The sequence below is a fragment of the Geothrix oryzae genome, assembly GCF_030295385.1.
Lineage (GTDB): Bacteria > Acidobacteriota > Holophagae > Holophagales > Holophagaceae > Geothrix > Geothrix oryzae.
The window spans coordinates 1342009-1362266 of sequence record NZ_AP027079.1; the positions used below are offsets into that span (position 1 = coordinate 1342009).

Sequence of the window (20258 nt, forward strand, 5' to 3'; positions counted from 1 at the left end):
GGGGGAGCAGGGGGCGACCCGCCGGCAGGTCGGCGGGTCGCGGTGGCGGGCTCAGGAGGCAGAGGGTCTGGCTGCCGCCGCAGCCGTCGGGGTGGCCTTGGGCGCAGCGGGGCGCTCGGACGGGTTCCAGCCCCCGCCGAGAACCTTGTAGAGGCTGACGAGGTTGCCGTATTTGGCTTGGCGGAGGGCGATGAGCCCCTGCTGGGCGGCATAGAGGGAGCGCTGGGCGTCCAGGACGCTCAAATACCCATCGATACCGGCCGAGTAGCGAGCCGAGGCCAGGCGGTGGGCGCCTTCCAGGGCGCGTGTGAGCGTTTCCTGGGCGGTCAGCTGGTCATCAAGGGTGCCGCGTTGGGCCAGCGCATCGGCGACTTCCTTGAAGGCCACCTGGATGGCCTTCTCGTACTGGGCCAGGGTGATGTCCCGGTCGGCGTTGGCCGCCTTGAGGTTCGCCCATCGCGCGCCGGCATTGAAGATCGGAAGGACGATCTGAGGCGAGAAGGCCCAGGAATCCGAGCCGGTCTTGAAGAGCCCGGAGAGCTCGCTGCCCATGGTGCCGATGTTCGTGGTGAGGGAGATGCGGGGGAAGAAGGCCGCCCTGGCCGCGCCGATGTTGGCGTTGGCCGCCTTGAGCTGGTTTTCGGCCATGAGGATGTCGGGTCGGCGGGTTAGCACCTCGGAGGGCAGTCCGGGGGCGATGTCCTTGAGCGCAGTGACGCTGCCCAGGGCCTCGGGAAGCCATTCCGCGGGCACGGCGGAGCCCACCAGCAGCCTCAGCGCGTTTTCATCCAGGGCCACGGTGCGGGTGTACCGGGCCACATCTCCCCGCGCCGTCTCGACGCTGACCTGGGCGCGGTAGGCATCGATCTCGGAGGAGGCGCCGACTTCGAAGCGGCGGTGGATGAGCTTGTAGGAAGCCTCTTGGTTCGCCAGGGTTTCCTGGGCGAGCTTCAGGCTTTCGCGGTCGGCGCCGAGGGCGAGGTAGACATTGGCGACTTCCGCCAGCAGCGAGATCTGGGCGCTGTTGCGGGCCTGCTCCGTGGCGAGGTACTGCTCCAGGGCCCGGTTCTTCAGGCTCCGGACGCGGCCGAAGAAATCCAGCTCCCAGGCGCTGATCCCGACATTGACCGTGTCCTGTTCGACGACGACCGATCGCCCGACTCCCGAGACGCTGGCGGGAAGCCGCTGGCGGGTTCCCGCGCCCACGGCGTTGATCGAGGGCAGCAGCTCGGCCCGCTGGATCCGGTAGTAGGCCCGGGCCTTCTCGGTGTTCAGCGCCGCGATCCGCAGATCCCGGTTGTTGCGGAGGGCCAGGTCCAGGACCTTCCGCAACTGCGCGTCTACGAAGAAATCCTGCCAGGCGAGGTCGGCGGCCGGTTGGCCAACGGCGCCAGGGGCACCGGCAGGCGCCTTGTAGGAAGGTCCTTCGGGCCAGGCCTTCGGCACCGGCGGCTCAGGCACCCGGTACTTCGGGGCCATGGAGACGCAGCCCACCATGGCGAAGGTGAGGGGAAGGACGGACCAGGTTCTGAGCGACCTCATGGCTGCCCCTCCTCGGAATTCCCGACGCTTGCGGGGACAGGCTCCTGGCGCTTCTTCCTGAACAGCTGGCTGACCAGGACGAAGGACAGGGGAATGTAGAAGATGGCGATGAAGGTGGCCGTCAGCATGCCGCCGACCACGCCGGTGCCGATGGCGTTCTGGGCCGCGGCGCCGGCCCCCCGGGTCAGGGCCATCGGCAGCACGCCGAAGGTGAAGGCCAGGGAGGTCATCAGGATGGGGCGGAGACGGAGGCGGGAGGCTTCCATGGCCGCTTCGAGAAGCCCCATGCCCTGGGCCATCTGTTCCTCGGCGAACTGCACGATGAGGATGGCGTTCTTGGCGGTGAGGCCGAGGGTCGTCAGCAGGCCGATCTGGAAGTAGACATCACTGGACAGGCCCCGGCCCCAGGTGGCCAGCACGGCGCCGAAGACGCCCACGGGAAGCACGAGGAGGATCGAGAAGGGGATCGTCCAGCTCTCGTAGAGGGCGGCGAGGCACAGGAAGATCACCAGGATGGACACGGCGTAGAGCGCCGGGGCCTGGGAGCCCGCCTGCCGTTCCTGGTAGGAGAGTCCCGTCCACTCGAAGCCGATGCCGGCCGGGAGCTTCTTGACGATGTCCTCCATGGCCAGCATGGCGTCGCCGGTGCTCTTGCCGGCAGCGGGTTCACCCTGGATGTTCACGGAAGGGAAGCTGTTGTAGCGCTGGAGGTTGGGAGACCCATAGCTCCATTCGCCGGCGGAGAAGGCGGAGAAGGGCACCATCGCCCCGGCGGTGCTCCTGACATAGAGCTTGTTCAGGTCCTCCAGCTGCATGCGGAAGGGCGCATCGGCCTGCATGTAGACCCGCTTGACCCGGCCGCGGTTGATGAAGTCGTTCACATAGGAGCCGCCCCAGGCGCTGGCCAGGGTGTCGCTGATGGCCGGCAGGGGGACGCCCAGCGTACCCGCCCGGTCCTGGTTGAGCCGGACATTGTATTCCGGCTGGTCATCCAGGCCGTTGGGACGCACGGCCTTGAGGTTGGCATTCTGGGCTGCCAGACCCAGCAGCTGATTCCGGGCCTCCATGAGCTTGGCATGGCCGACGCCGCCGCGATCCTGCAGCTGGAAGTCGAAGCCCGTCGCGTTGCCGAGTTCCAGGATGGCGGGGGGCGCCACGGCGAAGACCATGGAATCCCGGCGGGCGGAGAAGGTGCGCATGGCTCGCCTGATGACGGCCTCCGCCTTCAGGTCGGAGCGGTCCCGGAGGTGCCAGTCCTTGAGCTTGACGAAGGCCATGCCGTTGTTCTGGCCACGGCCGGCCACGCTGAATCCGCCCACGGTCAGGCAGGAGGCGACGGCCTCCTTCTCATCGTTCTGGTAGTACTGCTGGACCTCGGACATGACCTTCTGGGTCTGCTCCAGGGTGGATCCGGCGGGGAGCTGCACGAGGGTCATGATGATGCCCTGGTCCTCCTCGGGGAGGAAGGCGGTGGGCAGGCGCATGAACAGGACGCCCATGCCGAGCACGATCACGCCGTAGATGACGGCGTAGCGACCCCACTTGGAGAGCACGCGCTCGAGCTGGCCCACGAAGATGTGGTTGATCTTGTTGTAGAAGTGGTCGAACCACAGGAAGAAGGGACGCGTGACTTTCCAGCCCTTCTCGGCGGCCTCGTGGCCCTTCTCGATGGGCTTCAGGAAGGTCACGCAGAGGGAGGGCGTGAGGACCAGGGCCACCACCACGGACAGCATCATGGCGGTGATGAGGGTGAAGGAGAACTGCCGGAAGATGATGCCCGTGGACCCGCCGAAGAAGGCCATGGGGCCGAACACGGCGGACAGCACCAGGCCGATGCCCACAAGGGCGCTGGTGATCTGGCCCATGGATTTCCGGGTGGCCTCGAGGGGTGACAGGCCCTCCTCGTGCATGATGCGCTCGACATTCTCGACCACGACGATGGCATCGTCCACCAGGAGGCCGATGGCCAGCACCATGGCGAACATGGTGAGCATGTTGATGGACATGCCCACATATTGGAGGATCGCGAAGGTGCCCAGGAGCACCACCGGGACCGCGATGGTCGGGATCAAGGTGGCGCGGAAGTTCCCGAGGAAGAGCAGCATGACCAGGAAGACGAGGACCACGGCCTCGATGAGGGTCTTCACCACCTCGTTGATGGCCACGGTTACGAAGGGGGTCGTCTCGTAGGGGTAGTCGACCTTGACCCCCGGGGGGAAATAGGGGGAGAGCTCGTTGAGCTTGGCCTTGACGAGCTTGGAGGTGTCCAACGCGTTGGCGCCCGAGGCCAGGCGGATGAGCATGCCGGCGGCCGGCTGCCCGTTGAGCTTCGTGTCGCTTTCGTAGGACTCGGTTCCGAGCTCGGTGCGGGCCACATCCCGGAGGCGGATCGTGGAGCCATCCGCGTTGATGCGGAGGGGGATGGCCCCGAACTGCTCGGGCGTCTGGAGGAGTTCCTGCACATTCACGGTCACATTCAACCGCTGGCCCTGGACGGCGGGGAGGCCGCCCGCCTGGCCGGCGGAGATCTGCGCGTTGTAGGCCTTCACGGCCTGGCGGATGTCGTCGGGTGTGATGCGGTACCCCACCATCTTGTCGGGGTTGAGCCAGATCCGCATGGCGTACTGGGTGCCGAAGGAGAGGACCTCGCCGACGCCCTCCACACGGCTGATGACATTCTCCACATTCGAGGCCAGGTAGTCGCGCAGGTCCTCGGCATTCATGCTGCCGTCCGCCGAGGAGATGGACAGGATCATGAAGATGTTCTTCGTGGACTTGGTGACCGCGATGCCCATCTGCTGCACGACCTGGGGCATCAGGGGCTTGGCCAGCTCCAGCTTGTTCTGGACCTTGGCCCAGGCGGCGTCGGGATCGGTGCCCGGCTGGAAGGTGAGCGTGACGCTACCGTGGCCGGCGGAGTCGCTGCTGGCGGACATGTAGAGCAGCCGGTCCAGGCCCGTCATCTTCTGCTCGATGATCTGGGTGACGGTGTTCTCCACGGTCTTGGCGGAGGCCCCGGGATAGAAGGCGTCCACGGAGATGGAGGGCGGGGCGACGGGCGGGTACTGGGAGATGGGCAGGGTGTTGATGGCCAGGAGGCCGGCCAGCATCATGACGATGGCCACCACCCAGGCGAAGATGGGTCGATCGATGAAGAAATTGACCATGGGGCGGCTCCTCTACTTCGCGGCCGCGGGAGCGGGCTTGGCGCCGAGGGGCACGACCTTCACGGCCACGCCGGGGCGGACCTTCTGCAGGCCTTCCACGATCACCTGGTCTCCGGCGTGGAGGCCTTCGACCACCAGCCACTTGGAGCCGATGGCGCGGTCCAGCTTGAGGGTGCGCTGTTCGACCTTGCCGGAACCATCCACAACCATGGCGATGGCGTTGCCCTTGGGATCGCGGGTGACGCCCTGCTGCGGCGCCAGGATGGCCTGCTCGGCCACGCCTTCCTCGACGATGGCCCTGACATACATGCCCGGCAGCAGGACATGGTTGGGGTTCGGGAAGACCATGCGCAGGATCTGGGAGCCCGTGCTCGGATCCACGGTGACATCGGAGAACTTCAGGATCCCCGCCGCCGGATAGGGCGTACCGTCCTCGAGGAGGAGCTTCACCTTGGTCTGATTCGTGCTGCCCTTGATCCGGTTCGAGGCCAGATTGCGCTGGATCCCCAGCAGGGTGGTGCTGGACTGCGGCGAATCCACATAGACCTGATCCAGCTGCTGGATGGTGGTGAAGGCGGGGCCCTGATAGGCGGCCGCCAGGGCTCCGGGAGTCACATTGGACTTGCCGATGCGGCCCGAGATCGGAGCCGTGATCCGCGTGTAGCCGAGGTTGATCCGGGCGGATTCCGCACTGGCCTTCAGGGCCTGGACTTCGGCCTCGGCCTGCTTGTGGGCGGCGGAAGCGTCCTCATAGTCCTGTTGCCCCACGGCGTTGACGGTGAGCAGCTCTTTGAACCGCTCGGCGCGCTTCCGGATGGCGGGTAGGTTGGCTTCCGCCCGGGCCAGGGCCGCCGCGGCCGTGTCGTAGGCGGCCTGGTAGGGCCTCGGGTCGATCTGGTAGAGGAGTTCGCCCTCCTTCACATCGCTGCCCTCCGTGAAGAGGCGCTTCTGGACAATCCCGTTCACCTGGGGATGCACCTCGGCCACGAGGTAGGCCGAGGTCCGCCCGGGCAGTTCGAAGGTGAGGGCCACGCGCTCGGGCTGCAGGGCCACCACCGACACCTCGGGAGTCGCCTTGACCTGCTCCTTCTTGCCGCAACCGATCAGCAATCCGCCGGCCACGAGGGCCCCGGCGATGGAGATCATTCCGCCTCGGTGGTGGGTCTGCATGGAAGTGCTCCTTGAATGGAATGTTCTGACGGGCGGTGACGGGGTTCGGTTGTCAAAGCGGGGTGCGTGCTGAGAAGTTTTTATGACAGGGAGGCTGGCCGCGTGCCACTCGTTTCAGGCGTTCTGGAGGCCGTGGTAGGCGAAGTTCGTCAGGCGGGTGGCCATGTCCTCGAGGGGCAGGGAAGGGTCCGTGGCGGTCCACACCAGGCGGTTGAACTCGGACCTCAGGGCGTGGCTGACGCAGCTGCCCTGGATGGTGATTCCCCAGAAATCGATCTCCGCCGGAGACAGGTCGGGCCGGATGCCCTGGATGCAGGCCCGGAGCTCCCGCACGGAGGGCTCCATGCGCTCCCGGATCAGGTCCTTCACCTCTTCCTTGGGGAACTGGACCTCGCTCAGGAACAACTTGATGGCCGCATCCTGCAAAGGATCAACGGACTGGAAATGAGCTTCCACCTCGATCAGGATCCGACGGATCAGGGCGTGAAGCCTCGACCTGCCCTCCAGGGGCTCCGCGGCGACCTGGCCGGATGCCGGGGATTGGACGGGGCCCGCGCCGAACAGGGTCAGCAGGTGCCTGAAGACCTCCCGGTACAGGCCCTCTTTACCCTTGAAATAATAAGAAATAAGAGACGAGTTCTTGCCTGCCATGGATGCGATGAGGCGGATGGAGGTGGCGTCGTAGCCGTACTTCGCAAAGCAGCGCAGGGCCGCCTGGATCAAGCAGTCGCGGGATTCGAAATGGGCTGTCGTGGGGAGGGGAGCCTCGTTCGTCATGGGGTCTCTCGGGCGTGATCGTACGACCGATCACAATAATCAATTGATCAACCAATTGATGCAAGATATTTTTTATAATCAATATTTAATTTAAAAATCAGTATAATTATAAACATAATCATAATATAATCTATTGACAAGGTCGTTCCACATAATTAACTTTGCATTAAGCATTGGTCAAACGACCGATGCAAATTCATCTTGAGGCGTCGAAACACTTGACCGCCTCCCTTCTTGCCCATCTGGGCACCAGGAGTCCCCATGAAATCCCCCCTTCGTCTGGTGTTCTGCCTCACCGGCCTGGCGCTGGTCAGCAGCCCCCTCTTCGCTCAGGACCTCAAGTTCGGCCTCCAGGGCACGATCGCCTATCCCACGAGCGATCTGGGCGACAAGGGGTTGCTGGACAAATCCCTCGGCTATGGGCTCGGCGCTCACATGGTGATCGGTTTCTCCGGTGGCCATGCCATCGTCCCGCGGCTCGACTACACCTATTTCGAGAAGACCAGCCCCACCCGCAAGGTCCAGACGCTCCAGCTCGGAGCCGACTACAACTACTACTTCTCGAAGCAAGTCAACAAGGGTTGCTATGTGGGCGCGGGCGCCGGCTTCGGCATGGCCAAGTTCGAAATGGACCTGCCCGGGATGAGTGATGACGACACCCCAAACAGCGTCTACGGCTCGGTTTCCGCGGGCTACATGTTCACGCCGAACATGGGCGCCGAACTCCGGTACACCTATGCGAAGTACGAGCCCGAGCTCTTCGGGACCAAGCCGGACATCACGGCCCCGACGCTCAACGCCACCTTCATCTATCGGTTCTGAACCGGGAGTGCGCCGCCCTCCGTTCACGCTTCGTTCATGCCAGGGGGCCGGGATCACCCGGCTCCCTGACTTTGGGCACGGGCATCCAGGGACCTTCCGCCGCGCTTGGGCCTCGATCCGGTCCAGACTCGTCAGGTCCGCTGTCCTTGCCATCCTGCTGGCCGGCCTGGGTGCACCTGCCGGCCGGTCCCAGGACGCCTCCATCGGCCTGGGGCGCCTGCATGGCATCGGCCATGAAACCCTGACCTATTCCTGGCAGCTCCAGTACCTCCGGCCCATCCATGAGGGCTGGGCGGGAAGCATCGGCTGGTTGAATGAAGGGCACATCCCCGACCATCATCGCGACGGCCCCTACATCCAGGCCTGGCGGCTGCATCGGATGAAGGGGAATGACCTTCGCCTGGGGCTTGGCGTGGGCGCGTACCGGTTCTTCGATACGACGGAAGGGGGAGCCGGTCCGGCCTTCCAGAATCACCACGGAATCAAACCCCTGCTCAGCCTTTCGGCCCAGTACCCCCTTCCGGGTGGAGCTGTGGAGGCCTTCATCCGGGTCAATCGGACCTTTGGCTCCGGCCTACCTCAGACCCAGGCGTTCCTGGTCGGGATCAGCCTTCCCTTCACGCCCCGGGATCCAGGGATGAGGCGGGACGCACCGGCCCCAAGGAACCCCCGGGGGGTTCCCTCCGACCCGGATCACGAACTGACCATCTTCCTCGGCCGGACCATCCTCAACAGTTTCGAAAGCGAGGCGACCGAGCTGTTGGGTGCCACGGCCATCGAATACCGGCGCAGGCTGGAAGGTCATTTCGATGTGTCGATCGGTTATTTCGATGAGGGCGGGCTCGATTCGGTGAGGCGCGACGGGATTGCCCCCCAGATCTGGTTCTCGCAGCGGTCCGCGGATGGTAGATGGATGATCGGCTTCGGAGCGGGTCCCTATTTCAGCCGCGACTTTCCGGCAGAGGATCGCCGAAACGCCGGGTCCTCGGTCACCATCCGCACCAGCACCCGGTATTCGATGGTGATCGGCCGTCACATCCGGGGCCACTGGGCCGGGCGCCTGCAGTGGAATCGGACCCTGACGCGGTACCACCGCGACACCGATGTGCTGATGGTGGGCCTGGCCTACCAATGGTGAAGCGGATGGAAGCCCTTCTCCTCAACGGAGGCCGCGCTTCGGCCGGCCGCCGGCGGGAGGGGGCCAGAGGCCTAGTCTTCCGGGCTGGCCGCCTCCAGGCCGTGCAGACAGAAGTCCACGAGCAGTTCCGCCTCCTGGAAGTGGCTGCCGAAGGGGGGGTATTGCCCCCAGAGCACTTGGTGGAGACCCCGCATCGTTCCATGACCGGCCACCTGACTCGTGATCGAAGCGCCGAGGAAGGCCACTTGCGCCGCATTCAACTCGGGCCTGAGAACCTGGATGCAGGTCCGGATCAGCTCGGCCGCGGGGCTGAGGTACTGCCGGATGATCGGGTGGAGGCACGGACGGGGAGAGCGGAATTCCCGCACCCAGAGACGGGCCCGGTGCTCCTGGAAGGGCTTGGCCGCCGCCGCATCCGGAGCCGCCTGCTGGTACATGAAGTGGATCTGCTCCCGCAACAGCCGGACGGCCCCCTGCGCATTCCGCGGGTTCAGGTTGGCCACGAGCGAGGGATCGACCGCCCCGGGCACCGAGGTCTGGAGGATGTACTTGAACACTTCCAGATAGAGCCCCTCCTTGTTCCCGAAGTAGTGGGAAAGCAGCGAAAGGGGGCGTCCGGCCCGCTCTGCGATCATCCGCATGCTCGTGCCGTCGAACCCGTGGTCGGCAAAGCAGACCAGGGCCGCCTGGAGCAGGGAGGTGCGCGTGTCGAGGGGGGTGGGTTCCATGGTGGGTTCCAGGATATCAACACTTGGATTCAAGCCGGCGGGAATGGCCGGGTAGCATGGGCCGAAGCGCACCCCGCGCCTCCATGCTCCTTCCTTGAGGGCACGGCATGATCCGAAGCTGCGTCGCAACCCTCGGACTTCTTCTGGCCCTCCCCCTCCTGGCCGGACCGGAGGAGCCTTGGCCCGACCCAGGGCCCCCCTCCAGCCGCGACCTCTTCCCCCTGAACCTGGTCCCGCTGACCTATCGCCCGCTCGGGGCGGACACCGTCGGGAAGGGGCGCTGGCGCGTCTCGTTCCAGGTGACGCGCTCCAACACCTTCGAGTTCTCGGATCTGATCAAGGACCGCCTCGGTCGCGACACCTCGGGGCGCATCACCGTGGGGCCGGTGGGGACGGCCCAGTTCGCGGCCTCCCTGCCGGACGAACCCTTGTTGTTCTTCTTCGATGCGGAAGTCCAGCGCACGGACCTCGGCTTCCGCTACGGCCTGACGGCGAATACCGATGTGGCGGTGAACCTGGGCTGGCAGAGCATCGACGGCGGCTTCATGGATGGGCTCATCGAGGGCTTCCACCAATTTGGATTCGAGCAGACGGGCCGGACCGCCATCGCCCGGGACCAGCTCACCGCCGTCATCATCCAGAAGGGCCGAGTGGTCCACTTCACCCAGACCGCGGTTCGGGCCCGCCCCGTGGATCCCGCGGTGGCGGTCATCCACCGCTTCTACGCCGATCCGAAGCTCTCCATCAGCTTTCTCGGCGCCCTCCAGATTCCCGCCACCACCTTTGCCGGGGAATTCCGTTCCGACTGGGATTCCAGCGCTGGCTTGAGCTTCCAGTGGCGGCCCACGCCTCGTCAGGCCATCAACGGCGGCGGAGCCTATCTGCGTCGCGGCATGACCGGAGGCGTCGGCCCGAATCCCTTCCTCATCAAGGACCAGATCGCCGGGCACCTGGGCTGGGAGTGGCGCGGCTGGCCCCGGGTGCGGCCCTTCCTCGTCCTCGTCTACCATGACGCGCTCACTTCCCAGGGACCGGGAGCCACCTTGGACAAACCCTCCGTGATCCACGACCTCGGCGTGCATGTCCGCCTGGGCCCGCGCTCCGCCCTGACCTTCAGCTACCTCAACAACATCACCCACAACGAGAACACCGCCGACATGGGATTGGCCTTGCGGATCACGGTCACTCCCTGAGCGGGGGACCACCTTCCCGGGGGGCGTCCGGATTCCAGCAGGCTTCGAGGGCGTCCAGCAGCCGCGCGACGACATCCCGGTTGCGGCGGGTCCGCGCCGCCCGGCCGGCAAGTTCCGGAAAAGCGGGCTCGGGATCCTGCAGGTCGGGGCCCATGGCCGGGCCCAGCACCGCTTGCCAGCGGTCCAACCAGGCTTCCGGAAGGCGCTGGGGAACGGGAAGCTCCATGACCGTGAGGTAGAGGATGGCCCAGACGCGGGCCACGACCTGCGCCTCGTAGCCGCCCCCGAGGGTGAAGAGCGCCCGGCCCCGGGCGTGGGCTTCCGCCAGATCGAGAACCCTGCGGTAGAGCCTCTGGAAGCTCTGGGTGGTGAGGGCGAGATCCCCCAGAGGATCGGCGAAGTGCGCGTCGGCCCCGGCCTGGATCACCAGGACATCCGGCGAGAACCAGGCGAGCGCCCGGGGGACCACGGCCTCGAAGGCTTCCAGGTAGTCTCCGGATTCCGTGAAGGGCTCCAGGGGGATGTTCACGCTCAGGCCCTTCGCTGGACCGAGGCCCAGCTCCTGGATGTGGCCGGATCCGGGATAGAGGTAGTGCCCGGATTCATGCAGGCTCAGGGTCAGCACCCGCTCGCTGTCGTAGAAGAGACTCTGAACCCCATCCCCGTGGTGAAGGTCGAGATCCAGATAGGCCACGCGCCAGCCGTGATCCGCCATGGCCTGGATGGCCACGGCCAGGTCGTTGTACAGGCAGAAGCCTGCCGCCCGGTCCTTCTGGGCATGGTGCAGGCCGCCTCCCAGTTGGAGTACGCGGCGCTCGGCGCCACTCATCAGCAACCGCGCACCGTGCAGGGTGCCCCCCACCAGCCAGCGGGCCGCGCGGTCCATGCCCGGGAAGACGGGATTGTCGGGTGTGCCCAATCCGAAGCGCTCCGCTTCCGGCCTGGGCTCGCCCCGGTCCAGGGCCTCGACCATGGCCACATAGGCCTCATCGTGGATGGACAGGATCTCGTCCCGGGTGGCGGCCGGCGCCTGGATGGGCTCCACCGCCGGCCCCAGGCTCTGGATCAGGTCCAGGAGCATCCCCAGCCGCGCAGGCGTGAAGGGGTGCTCGGGCCCGAAGTCGTACCCGGCATACTCCGGGCGGTGGATCAGTGCGGCCATGGCTTCGGCGGCGGCCACAGGATCTGGAACCCGACCACCCGCAGGGCCTCGGCCAGGGGGCGGGCCTGGCTGGAATCAAGCCTCAGCACCGTGCGCACGATGCCGTCGGGGGCGGGGCAGGTGAGGATGGAGTGGATGTTGACATGGCGCTCCGCCAGGAAGGCCGTGAGGCGGGCCAGCTCGCCGGGCCGGTCCGCGAGGGCCACCTCGAGCCGCGAGGAAGGCCGGGTGACCCCGGTGAGCTTCATCAGCGCATCCAGCAGGTCCATGCCCGTGAGGATCCCCACCAGCTCCGTCCCATCCACCACCGGCAGGCAGCCGATCTTCCGCTCGCGCATGATGCGGGCCGCGTCCTCCACGGGATCCAGGGGATCGGCGGTCAGGGCGGGGCTGCTCATGGCGAGGGACACGGGGTCCCCGGCGGTCCTCGGCGTCGGGCAGAGGGTGCTCATGGCGAAGCGCAGGTCCCGGTCGGTGAGCACTCCCACCAATCGGCCCTGGTCCACCACCGGCAGGTGGCGGAAGCCCCGGGCCTGGAAGATCGCATGGGCCTCCCCGAGGGGCGCGCCGGCCGGGATCACCGTCACCGGACTCCGCATCATGTCGCTTACGAACAAGGCTGCCTCCTGTTTCAAGGCGTGCGGAAACCGACCTGCGAGAACGCCATGGTCAGGCCGGGCTGCAGGGGAAGGGCGCCGGGGGGTGCGGCCTCGCCCAGGGGGACCGCGACCTGGGCTTCCAGCGTGGAGATCCAGGGCAGCTCCTCCACCAGCTGGGTGAGGCGGCCCAGGGTCTCGGCCAGCCCGCAGGCCGGAGGCAGGTGGAGCCTGGCGATCACATCGGCGATGTCGAGATCCGTGAGGGGGGTGATGCGGAGGATGGAACCCACGCTGTGGCGCCGGAACCGCCAGATGGGGCCGAAATCCGGATCCGCCGAGAGGCTCAGGACCACCTGGGCGCTCCGGGTGGCGGGATCGATGGGAAGGGATTCTGCGACGGCGATGCCGAAGCATTTCAGGAGATCCCTGGATTGCGCCTCCGTGAAGGCGGAAGGTGTCTGCGGCGGGGCCTCCTCGAGGTGGCGCTCCACGGTCTGCCGGGCCTCTCCGGCTTCCAGTCCGTCGTAGGCCAGGATCCGGCCGGGGGGCTGCAGGCGGACATGGGCGTACTCCACCACCTTGGAAAGCGCCAGCGCGGCCGATTCCGGGAACCGGTACGAGGGGAAGGTGCGGTGTACGCCGCCCTGTCCGTGCTGGGACGCGGCGCCCACGGGCACGGCGCCGCTGACGCCCATCAGCGAGAGCAGGGTCGGCTTGGCGATGCCGGTGCTGCGCTCGGCGCGCACGGCGGCCCGGCGGATGGCGCGGGCCACGGTGGCGGGATCGCAGGCTCCCACGCAGGCGAAGGTGGCGATGAGGGCGTCCACCTCCGGGTGCTCGAGCGCCTCCAGGCAGGCCCGCTCGTAGTGCTCCGCCGTGGCCAGGGCGTGCAGATCCACGACGCCCGGCCCCGAGATGCGCATGCCGCGGGATTCGCAGGCGTCCGCGCAGATGGTCGCCACCCCGCCGGAATTGCTGACCACGGCCACGCGGTTCCCCCGGGGCAGTGGTTGATGCGAGAGCAGCAGGGCGATGTCGAAGAGCTCTTCCAGGGTGTCGGCGCGGATCACGCCCGCCTGGTGGAACAGGGCTTCCACCTCGGCGTCGTTCCGGGGGCTGGCGGCGATGTGCGCCTGGGCCATGCGCCGCCCGGCGTGGCTGCGGGCGCTCTTGACGCACAGCACGGGTTTCCGGCGCGAGATCCGGCGGGCCAGCCGGGCGAAGCGGCGGGGGTTCCCGAAGGTCTCCAGGTAGAGCAGGGCCACATCCGTGTCCGGATCCTCCTCCCAGTACTGGAGCAGGTCGTTCCCCGAGACATCCGCGCGGTTTCCGGCCGACACGAAAGTGGAGAATCCCAGCCCCCGCTCGGCGGCGTACTGCAGGATCACCACCCCCAGGGCCGCGGAATGGCTGAAGAATCCCACCCGGCCGCGGGGCGGCATGGCCGTGGCCAGGCTGGCATTCAACTGGACCATCGCATTCGTGTTCAGCAGCCCGAGACAGTTGGGCCCCACCAGCCGGGCCCCGCGGCTGCGCACCAGCCGAACCAGGCGCTCCTGGCGCCGGGCCCCCTCCGGGCCCGTCTCGGCGAAGCCCGCGGCCAGGACGAGCAGGCCCCGGGCCCCCTTGTCGAGGGCCTCCTTGGCCAGCGGAATCACCTTGGTGGCGGGAACCGCCAGGACCACCAGGTCCGGCGAGTCCGGCAGGGACTCGAGGGAGGCATGGGCCTGCACGCCCTCGATGGCCTGGGCCTTCGGGTTCACCGGATAGACCGTGCCCTTGAAGCGGCTCTGGAGGATGTGGCGGAAGATGGCATTGCCGATGGAGGCAGGATCGCGCGAGGCGCCCACCACGGCCACCGTCCTTGGCCGGAGGAGGGGCACCAGGGAATTGGCCGCGGCCACCCGCTCGCGCATCTCCGCCCGCTCCCGCTGCGCCTGGGGGGCGCTGAGGGGGAATTCCACATGGATGATGCCGCCCTCCATGGCCCGGCGGGTCTCGAAACCCGAGTCGCGGAACACATTCGTCATCTTCTCGTTCCCGTAGAGCACATCGGCCTCGAAGCCCACATAGCCCGCGCCGGCGGCGAGCCCGGCCAGGCGTTCGAGCAGCAGTGTGCTGATGCCCCGGCCCTGGTGCGGCTCGGCGACCATGAAGCCGACTTCGGCGACGGCGCCCCCCTTGCCGATGTAGTTGCCCAGCCCGAGCACCCGCTGGTCGGCCTCGTCGCCCTCCACGGCCAGCAGGCAGGCCCGCCGGTGGGGGCTTTCGTCGCAGAGTTCCTCGATGTAGGTCCGGGATACGCCCGCGATGCCGCCCATGAACCGCATGGCCAGGGTCTCCCGGGAGAGTCCGCGGATGAAGGCCTCCACCCGTTCCACATCCTCGGGGAGGGCGGTTCTGAGGAGGATCCCCTGGCCATCCTTCAAGAGGACGAACTCCCGGTAACCTGCGCCGTCAGAGATGATGCTGAACACAGGAGCCTCGTGGATCCGCTAGGACGCGACCACCCTACCATGGGCCGGCCCCGGACTCCCGCGCCAGGGCCATCTTTCTTGTCCCGCGCGTCGTGTTTGGTCCTGGACGGTCGACCGGCGCCACTCTAAATTGGCCTATCACCCCAGCCACCAGGAGAGTCCCATGAATGGACGCGAAGCGTTCCTCCAGGCCCGGAATGTATTGTTCCAGCACCGGGATGACCGGGCTGCGGCCCTCCGCGCCTTCCGCTGGCCGGCCCTGGAGACCTTCAACTGGGCGCTGGACCACTTCGATGCCTACGCCCAGGGCAACCACCAGCCCGCCCTGTGGATCGTGGAGGAGAACGGCAGCGAGGTGAAGGTCAGCTTCGAGGAACTCTCCCGGCGCAGCAACCAGGTGGCCAATGCGCTGCGGGCCATGGGCGTCCGGCGCGGCGACGGCGTGCTCATCATGCTGGACAATGTCCTGCCGCTCTGGGAGATCATGCTGGCCTGCATCAAGCTGGGGGCCGTCCTCGTCCCGTCCACCCTCCTGCTCTCCCAGGCGGACCTGCAGGACCGCATCGAACGGGGCGGCATCAGGCATCTGGTGGTGGATGCCGCGCAGACGGCCAAGTTCGAGGGCATGGATCCAGGCCTGACCCGCATCAGCGTGGGGGGCGAGGTGCCCGGCTGGCATGGCGTCACGGCGTTGTACGAGGGGGCCGAGACCTACGCGCCCGATGAGCCCACCCGGGCCACGGATCCCATGCTGCTCTACTTCACCTCGGGGACGACGGCCAAGCCCAAGCTGGTGCTCCATACGCACCAGTCCTATCCCGTGGGCCACCTCACCACGATGTACTGGGTCGGGCTCAAGGAAGGCGACATCCACTACAACATCAGCTCCCCCGGCTGGGCGAAGCATGCCTGGAGCAGCTTCTTCGCGCCCTGGAACGCGGGGGCCTGCATCTTCGTCTACCGGTCCGCCCGGTTCAGCGCGGCGGCCACCCTCAAGGTCATCGTGGACAAGGGCGTCACGACCCTGTGCGCTCCCCCCACCGTGTGGCGCCTGTTCATCCAGGAGGATCTCGCCTCGTACAAGGTCCGCCTGAGGGCCCTGGTGGGCGCGGGCGAGCCCCTGAACCCCGAAGTCATCAGCCAGGTGGAGAAGGCCTGGGGCCTCACCATCCGCGATGGCTACGGCCAGACGGAGACTTCGGCCCTGGTGGGGAATTCGCCGGGCCTGCCCGTGAAGTCGGGATCCATGGGCCTTCCCCTGCCGGGCTATGCCGTGGTGCTGCTGGACCTGGACGGCAAGGAGGCCGAAGAGGGCGAGATCGCCCTGAAACTCGATCCCCGGCCCCTGGGGCTCATGGCCGGGTACAAGGATGACCCCTCCAAGATGCAGAAGGCCGAGGCGGAGGGGTTCTACCGCACCGGCGATGTGGCCACCCGGGATCCGGACGGCTACCTGTTCTTCGTGGGGCGGGCGGATGATGTCTTCAAGAGTTCCGACTACCGGATCAGCCCATTTGAACTCGAATCCTTCCTCATCGAGCACGAATTCGTGGCCGAGGCCGCCGTGGTGCCCAGCCCGGATCCGCTGAAGCTGGCCGTCCCCAAGGCCTACATCATCCTCCGGTCCGGCTGTGAACCCGACCGGGCCACGGCCCTGGCGCTGTTCCGGTTCATCCGCGAGCGGCTCTCGCCCTACAAGCGCATCCGGATCCTCGAGTTCGGCGATCTCCCGAAGACCATCTCCGGCAAGATCCGGCGCGTGGAACTTCGGAAGCGGGCGGCGGAACAGACCCATTCGCCCACGGAATTCCGCGAGGAGCAGTTCCCGGAACTGAAGTGACCCGGGCAGAGCCGATGTGACCTGGGGTAGGTGCGCCTGGCGAGGGCGGCTTGTCGCATGATGTCCCTACTCATCCATTGCCTTCGGGAGGCCCCATGAAATACCTCGACGATGATCGTGATGTCCGGTTCAACCTCTTTGAGTGGCTCGACCTCGACGCCCTGCTGAAGGCCGGCCCCTACGAAGAGGTGGACCGGGATCAGCTGGGCATGGTGCTGGACGAGGCCCTGAAGGTGGCGCGGGGCAGCGTCGCCGCCTGCAACGAAGTGGGGGACCGGGTCGGCGCCCAGTTCGAGAACGGGAAGGTGAAGCTGCCCGAGGGCTTTGCCGGGGCCTTCCAGGACCTGGCTTCGGGCGGCTGGATCAGCGCCACCATGAGTCCGGAATTCGGCGGCATGGGGCTTCCTGAATCCGTGGGAACCGGCATCAGCGAGTTCCTCATGGGGGCGAACACGGCCCTGGGCCTCAAGGCGCTGCTCACCCGCGGCGCCGCCCACCTGATCGAGGTCTTCGGGAGCGATGACCTCAAGGCCACCTACTGCGAGCGGATGTACACCGGGGAGTGGACCGGCACCATGTGCCTCACCGAGGCCGGGGCCGGCAGCGATCTGGGCGCGCTCACCACCAAGGCCGTGAAGCAGGGCGACGGCTCGTACCTCATCACCGGGGAGAAGATCTTCATCACCAGCGGCGATCACGAGCTGACGCCGAACATCATCCACGCCGTGCTGGCGCGGACGCCGGGCGCCCCGGCCGGGCCCAAGGGCCTCAGCCTGTTCGTGGTGCCGAAGGTCCGCGTGAACCCGGATGGTTCCCTGGGCGCGGCCAACGATGTCGCCTGCGCCGGGATCGAGCACAAGCTGGGCATCCACGGTTCGCCCACCTGCAGCCTGGTGTTCGGCACCAATGGTGGCTGCCAGGGCTTCCTCCTGGGCCAGGAGGAACAGGGGCTCGCCCACATGTTCCAGATGATGAACGCCGCGCGGTACGAGGTCGGCGTCCAGGGCCTGGGCAATGCCTCCGCCGCGCATCAGGCCGCCCTGGCCTATGCGAAGGAGCGCCTCCAGGGCCGCGGTCCCAGCGCGGGCAAGGGGGCGGGCCAGTCCCTCATCATCGAGCACCCGGATGTGCGGCGGATGCTCCTCATGCAGGCCGCCTATGTGCAGGCCATGCGGGCCATGGTGTCCTACACGGGCTGGTGCATGGACATGGCGCACATCACGGTGGGGGAGGACCACGACCGCTGGCAGGGGCTCGTCGAGCTGTTCACGCCGGTCTGCAAGGCCTGGTGCTCGGACTGGGGCTTCCGCGTCACCGAATGGGCGCTGCAGACCTTCGGGGGGTACGGCTACACCATGGACTACCCGGCGGAGCAGTACCTCCGGGACTGCAAGATCGCGTCAATTTATGAAGGCACGAACGGAATCCAGGCCCTGGATCTCGTCGGCCGCAAGTTCCGGATGCAGGAGGGGCGTCCCGTGAAGCACCTGCTGGGCCTCGCGGGTGCCACGGCCCAGACCCTGGCGTCGGACCCGGTCCTCGGCGCTTCCGCCCGGCAGCTGGCGGACGCGGTGAAGGCCCTGGGCGGCGTGCTCCAGGGTGTTCCCGCCCGCGAGAACGCCCAGCTGCTGACGGTCCTGAATGCCGTTCCCATCCTGGACATGCTCGGCCATGTGGTGGCGGGCCACCTCCTGCTTCAGCAGGCCGCCCTGGCGAAGCAGAAGGGCCTTGAGCTCCTTCAGGCCCGGGGAGTGGATCCGGCGGACCGGCCCGCGGTCCAGGCCCTTCTGGCGGGCAGCCGCGACGCGGCCTTCTACCAGAACAAGGTCCAGGCCGCGATCCACTTCGCCCACCGGGGCCTGCCCCTGGTGGCGGCCCATGCGGTGGCGCTCCAGGCGGGGGAGACGGCGCCCATGGAGGCGGTCTTCTAGACTGCTCTCCTGGCACGAAAAGGCCCCTGAGTGATCAGGGGCCTTTTTCTTTTCAGGAGGGGCGTCGAGGTCAGAACGCGACCAGGAAGGCTGCCACGAGGGTGTTGCCACCCTGCTCGCCGGTCTGGGTGCCGAAGGGCTTCAGGAAGTTCTTGCTGCGGGCGATGTAGTTGAGCTTGAAGTTGGCGACCTTGGCCTTCGCGGGGATCCAGGCGTAGGTGTAGCCCAGGGTGGCCTCGGTGAACTTGGGGGTGTAGTCCACGGGAGCCCCGTTCACCAGGAGGGGCGTCCCGGGGGCGCTCTGGGTGTAGGGGTTGTAGGCCGTGTACCACTGGTCGCCGCTGTTCATGTTCATCAGGTCGTACCGCGCCAGGAAGGTGTGGTTACCGGTGGTGTAGCCGCCGGTGAGGTAGTAGCCGGTGAACTTCTGGTCGAGGTGCTCGCGCTTCGCGGTGGGCGCACTGGCGGCCAGGGTGGCGAAGCGGCGGCCGAGCAGCCCCGTCATGTACTCGGCGGTGATGGTCCAGGTGCCGTCCTGGTAGGCGTAGAACGCGCCCAGGTTGGTGGTCTTGTCCTTGCTGTCGTAGATGGCGGCCTGGGAAGGCCACGCCCCGCCGGGGTTGGCGGCGATGGAGGCGGGAGGATTGCCCTTGTCGGGCACATCGGTGGAGCCCTGCAGGGTGTACACCCCGAATTTCTGGGCCTTGCCGAGGGCAAAGTCGAGGCGGACGACGAAGTCCTTCGCGGCATTGGCATCGTTGGCCTTGCCGGCAATGGCATCATTCATCCCGTTGAACACGGCCACCGTGGCCTTGCCGGAAAAGTCCTTGGGGTCGCCGAAGCTGGCGCCGAAGGCCACGCCGCGGTCCCGCTTGTCGCCGAAGGTGCGCCCCAGCTGGCTGCGCTCCGCGAAGAGGATTTCGGTGGAGCTGGTCAGGCCCTCATAGGTCTGGAGGTTCTTGAACTGCCCGGCCTTCACATCGATTCCGGGCGCGGGCTTCCAGGTGAGGAAGGCGTCCTGGAGGATCATGGGGTTGGTCGTCCCGGTCGAGATGGAAGGGTCGAACATGACCTCGTAGTCGATGCCCTCGAGCAGGTTCCCGGAGACCTTGATCTCCGCGCGGCGGACGGTCAGGGTGTTCTCCTTGAACTCGCTGCGGAGGTTGTAGTACCCGCCGGGAGCCGAGCTGTTGTACCGGAGGTTGCTGTCCATCATCTGGGTGTACCAGAGCTGGATGTCGCCGCCGATTTTCGCCGTCTGGGCCGAGAGGGGCAGGGCGGCGAGGGCGGCCAGGCCGAGGGTGGGGATGCGCTTCATGGGGTCTCCTTGAGGCCTAAGGCCTGGTGGAGCAAGGTTCCCGACCTGGTGTGACATTTCGAGGAAGGCGCTGCGGAAGAGCTGTGCCCGGTGGGTGAATTCCTTCTGGAGCCGGTATTTGACTGGCTGCGCGGCGGAGCCGGAAGGGGCGCCGAGCCCAATCGTGGAGGAGGGTGGCGGTGCTCCCCGTGAGTCGCAACCCGTTCATTACAAGGAAGTCCCGACAGCTTTGTGTCCTTCATCACAAGGGGGGGAACTTTTCGGTCGTTTTTGATAGACGAGGGGATTTCCCGCGTTTAGCTTGAATCCGTTTGATCCACTCTTAGAGATTGGTCGACTGGTGTCTGGGACATCAGGTGGTCTGACCAGTTGCTCCCACCGTCATCATCCTCAC

14 protein-coding genes are annotated in these 20258 nt (G+C 66.8%); 5 read left to right on the forward strand and 9 right to left on the reverse strand.

Annotation, left to right across the window (positions count from 1 at the left end; all coding sequences use genetic code 11):
* Positions 1-51 precede the first annotated feature (51 nt).
* The 4 genes from QUD34_RS06160 to QUD34_RS06175 all read right to left on the reverse strand — a co-directional run bounded on the left by QUD34_RS06160 (position 52) and on the right by QUD34_RS06175 (position 6656).
* Complete coding sequence (locus QUD34_RS06160; protein WP_286355720.1) at positions 52-1542, reverse strand: efflux transporter outer membrane subunit; 1491 nt, start codon at positions 1540-1542, stop codon at positions 52-54.
* The gene (locus QUD34_RS06165) at positions 1539-4709 is read right to left on the reverse strand and encodes an efflux RND transporter permease subunit (RefSeq protein ID WP_286355721.1); all 3171 of its coding nucleotides are present in this window, start codon (positions 4707-4709) and stop codon (positions 1539-1541) included. Before QUD34_RS06165 ends, QUD34_RS06160 begins: the two co-directional genes overlap by 4 nt.
* 12 nt (positions 4710-4721) lie before the next feature.
* Positions 4722-5879, reverse strand: coding sequence for an efflux RND transporter periplasmic adaptor subunit (locus tag QUD34_RS06170; RefSeq protein WP_286355722.1), 1158 nt, complete (start codon positions 5877-5879; stop codon positions 4722-4724).
* Between the two features lie 114 nt (positions 5880-5993).
* On the reverse strand, positions 5994-6656 hold the full coding sequence (locus QUD34_RS06175; protein ID WP_286355723.1) for a TetR/AcrR family transcriptional regulator: 663 nt from the start codon (positions 6654-6656) through the stop codon (positions 5994-5996).
* Between the two features lie 261 nt (positions 6657-6917).
* On the opposite strand from QUD34_RS06175, the gene QUD34_RS06180 reads away from it, so the two are divergent.
* Positions 6918-7478, forward strand: a complete 561-nt coding sequence (locus QUD34_RS06180) for an outer membrane beta-barrel protein (RefSeq protein WP_286355724.1) — start codon at positions 6918-6920, stop codon at positions 7476-7478.
* A gap of 532 nt (positions 7479-8010) precedes the next feature.
* On the forward strand, positions 8011-8616 hold the full coding sequence (locus QUD34_RS06185) for a hypothetical protein (RefSeq protein WP_286355725.1): 606 nt from the start codon (positions 8011-8013) through the stop codon (positions 8614-8616).
* Positions 8617-8687: 71 nt separating this feature from the next.
* Here QUD34_RS06185 and QUD34_RS06190 read toward each other — a convergent pair whose 3' ends face one another.
* On the reverse strand, positions 8688-9344 hold the full coding sequence (locus QUD34_RS06190; RefSeq protein WP_286355726.1) for a TetR/AcrR family transcriptional regulator: 657 nt from the start codon (positions 9342-9344) through the stop codon (positions 8688-8690).
* Between the two features lie 107 nt (positions 9345-9451).
* On the opposite strand from QUD34_RS06190, the gene QUD34_RS06195 reads away from it, so the two are divergent.
* Positions 9452-10537, forward strand: a complete 1086-nt coding sequence (locus QUD34_RS06195; RefSeq protein ID WP_286355727.1) for a DUF3187 family protein — start codon at positions 9452-9454, stop codon at positions 10535-10537.
* Here the strand turns inward: QUD34_RS06195 and QUD34_RS06200 are convergent.
* The 3 genes from QUD34_RS06200 to QUD34_RS06210 are packed head-to-tail and all read right to left on the reverse strand — an operon-like array spanning position 10527 to position 14775.
* A complete protein-coding gene (locus QUD34_RS06200) occupies positions 10527-11699 on the reverse strand; it encodes an acetoin utilization protein AcuC (protein ID WP_286355728.1) in 1173 nt (390 codons plus the stop codon). The two genes, QUD34_RS06195 and QUD34_RS06200, sit on opposite strands and share 11 nt — an antisense overlap.
* The gene (locus QUD34_RS06205) at positions 11687-12316 is read right to left on the reverse strand and encodes a CBS and ACT domain-containing protein (RefSeq protein WP_286355729.1); all 630 of its coding nucleotides are present in this window, start codon (positions 12314-12316) and stop codon (positions 11687-11689) included. The genes QUD34_RS06200 and QUD34_RS06205 overlap by 13 nt, the downstream gene beginning before the upstream one ends.
* Positions 12317-12330: 14 nt before the next feature.
* Positions 12331-14775 carry a GNAT family N-acetyltransferase gene (locus tag QUD34_RS06210; RefSeq protein WP_286355730.1) on the reverse strand — a complete coding sequence of 815 codons (2445 nt, stop codon included), beginning with the start codon at positions 14773-14775 and terminating at the stop codon, positions 12331-12333.
* Positions 14776-14938: 163 nt separating this feature from the next.
* Here QUD34_RS06210 and QUD34_RS06215 point away from each other — a divergent pair, with 163 nt between their 5' ends.
* Both QUD34_RS06215 and QUD34_RS06220 read left to right on the forward strand, forming a co-directional pair.
* On the forward strand, positions 14939-16615 hold the full coding sequence (locus QUD34_RS06215; RefSeq protein ID WP_286355731.1) for an AMP-binding protein: 1677 nt from the start codon (positions 14939-14941) through the stop codon (positions 16613-16615).
* Between the two features lie 95 nt (positions 16616-16710).
* Positions 16711-18546, forward strand: coding sequence for an acyl-CoA dehydrogenase (locus tag QUD34_RS06220; RefSeq protein ID WP_286355732.1), 1836 nt, complete (start codon positions 16711-16713; stop codon positions 18544-18546).
* Between the two features lie 70 nt (positions 18547-18616).
* Here QUD34_RS06220 and QUD34_RS06225 read toward each other — a convergent pair whose 3' ends face one another.
* Positions 18617-19864 (reverse strand): porin, encoded by a 1248-nt coding sequence (locus QUD34_RS06225; RefSeq protein WP_286355733.1) that lies wholly within the window; start codon positions 19862-19864, stop codon positions 18617-18619.
* Between the last annotated feature and the right edge of the window lie 394 nt (positions 19865-20258).

What these genes read in the sequence shown, in the direction of transcription:
- QUD34_RS06160 (WP_286355720.1), bottom strand. Translation starts at nt 1,542, where the DNA reads ATGAGGTCGCTCAGAACCTGGTCCGTCCTTCCCCTCACCTTCGCCATG.
- QUD34_RS06165 (WP_286355721.1), bottom strand. Translation starts at nt 4,709, where the DNA reads ATGGTCAATTTCTTCATCGATCGACCCATCTTCGCCTGGGTGGTGGCC.
- QUD34_RS06170 (WP_286355722.1), bottom strand. Translation starts at nt 5,879, where the DNA reads ATGCAGACCCACCACCGAGGCGGAATGATCTCCATCGCCGGGGCCCTC.
- QUD34_RS06175 (WP_286355723.1), bottom strand. Translation starts at nt 6,656, where the DNA reads ATGACGAACGAGGCTCCCCTCCCCACGACAGCCCATTTCGAATCCCGC.
- QUD34_RS06180 (WP_286355724.1), top strand. Translation starts at nt 6,918, where the DNA reads ATGAAATCCCCCCTTCGTCTGGTGTTCTGCCTCACCGGCCTGGCGCTG.
- QUD34_RS06190 (WP_286355726.1), bottom strand. Translation starts at nt 9,344, where the DNA reads ATGGAACCCACCCCCCTCGACACGCGCACCTCCCTGCTCCAGGCGGCC.
- QUD34_RS06195 (WP_286355727.1), top strand. Translation starts at nt 9,452, where the DNA reads ATGATCCGAAGCTGCGTCGCAACCCTCGGACTTCTTCTGGCCCTCCCC.
- QUD34_RS06200 (WP_286355728.1), bottom strand. Translation starts at nt 11,699, where the DNA reads ATGGCCGCACTGATCCACCGCCCGGAGTATGCCGGGTACGACTTCGGG.
- QUD34_RS06215 (WP_286355731.1), top strand. Translation starts at nt 14,939, where the DNA reads ATGAATGGACGCGAAGCGTTCCTCCAGGCCCGGAATGTATTGTTCCAG.
- QUD34_RS06220 (WP_286355732.1), top strand. Translation starts at nt 16,711, where the DNA reads ATGAAATACCTCGACGATGATCGTGATGTCCGGTTCAACCTCTTTGAG.
- QUD34_RS06225 (WP_286355733.1), bottom strand. Translation starts at nt 19,864, where the DNA reads ATGAAGCGCATCCCCACCCTCGGCCTGGCCGCCCTCGCCGCCCTGCCC.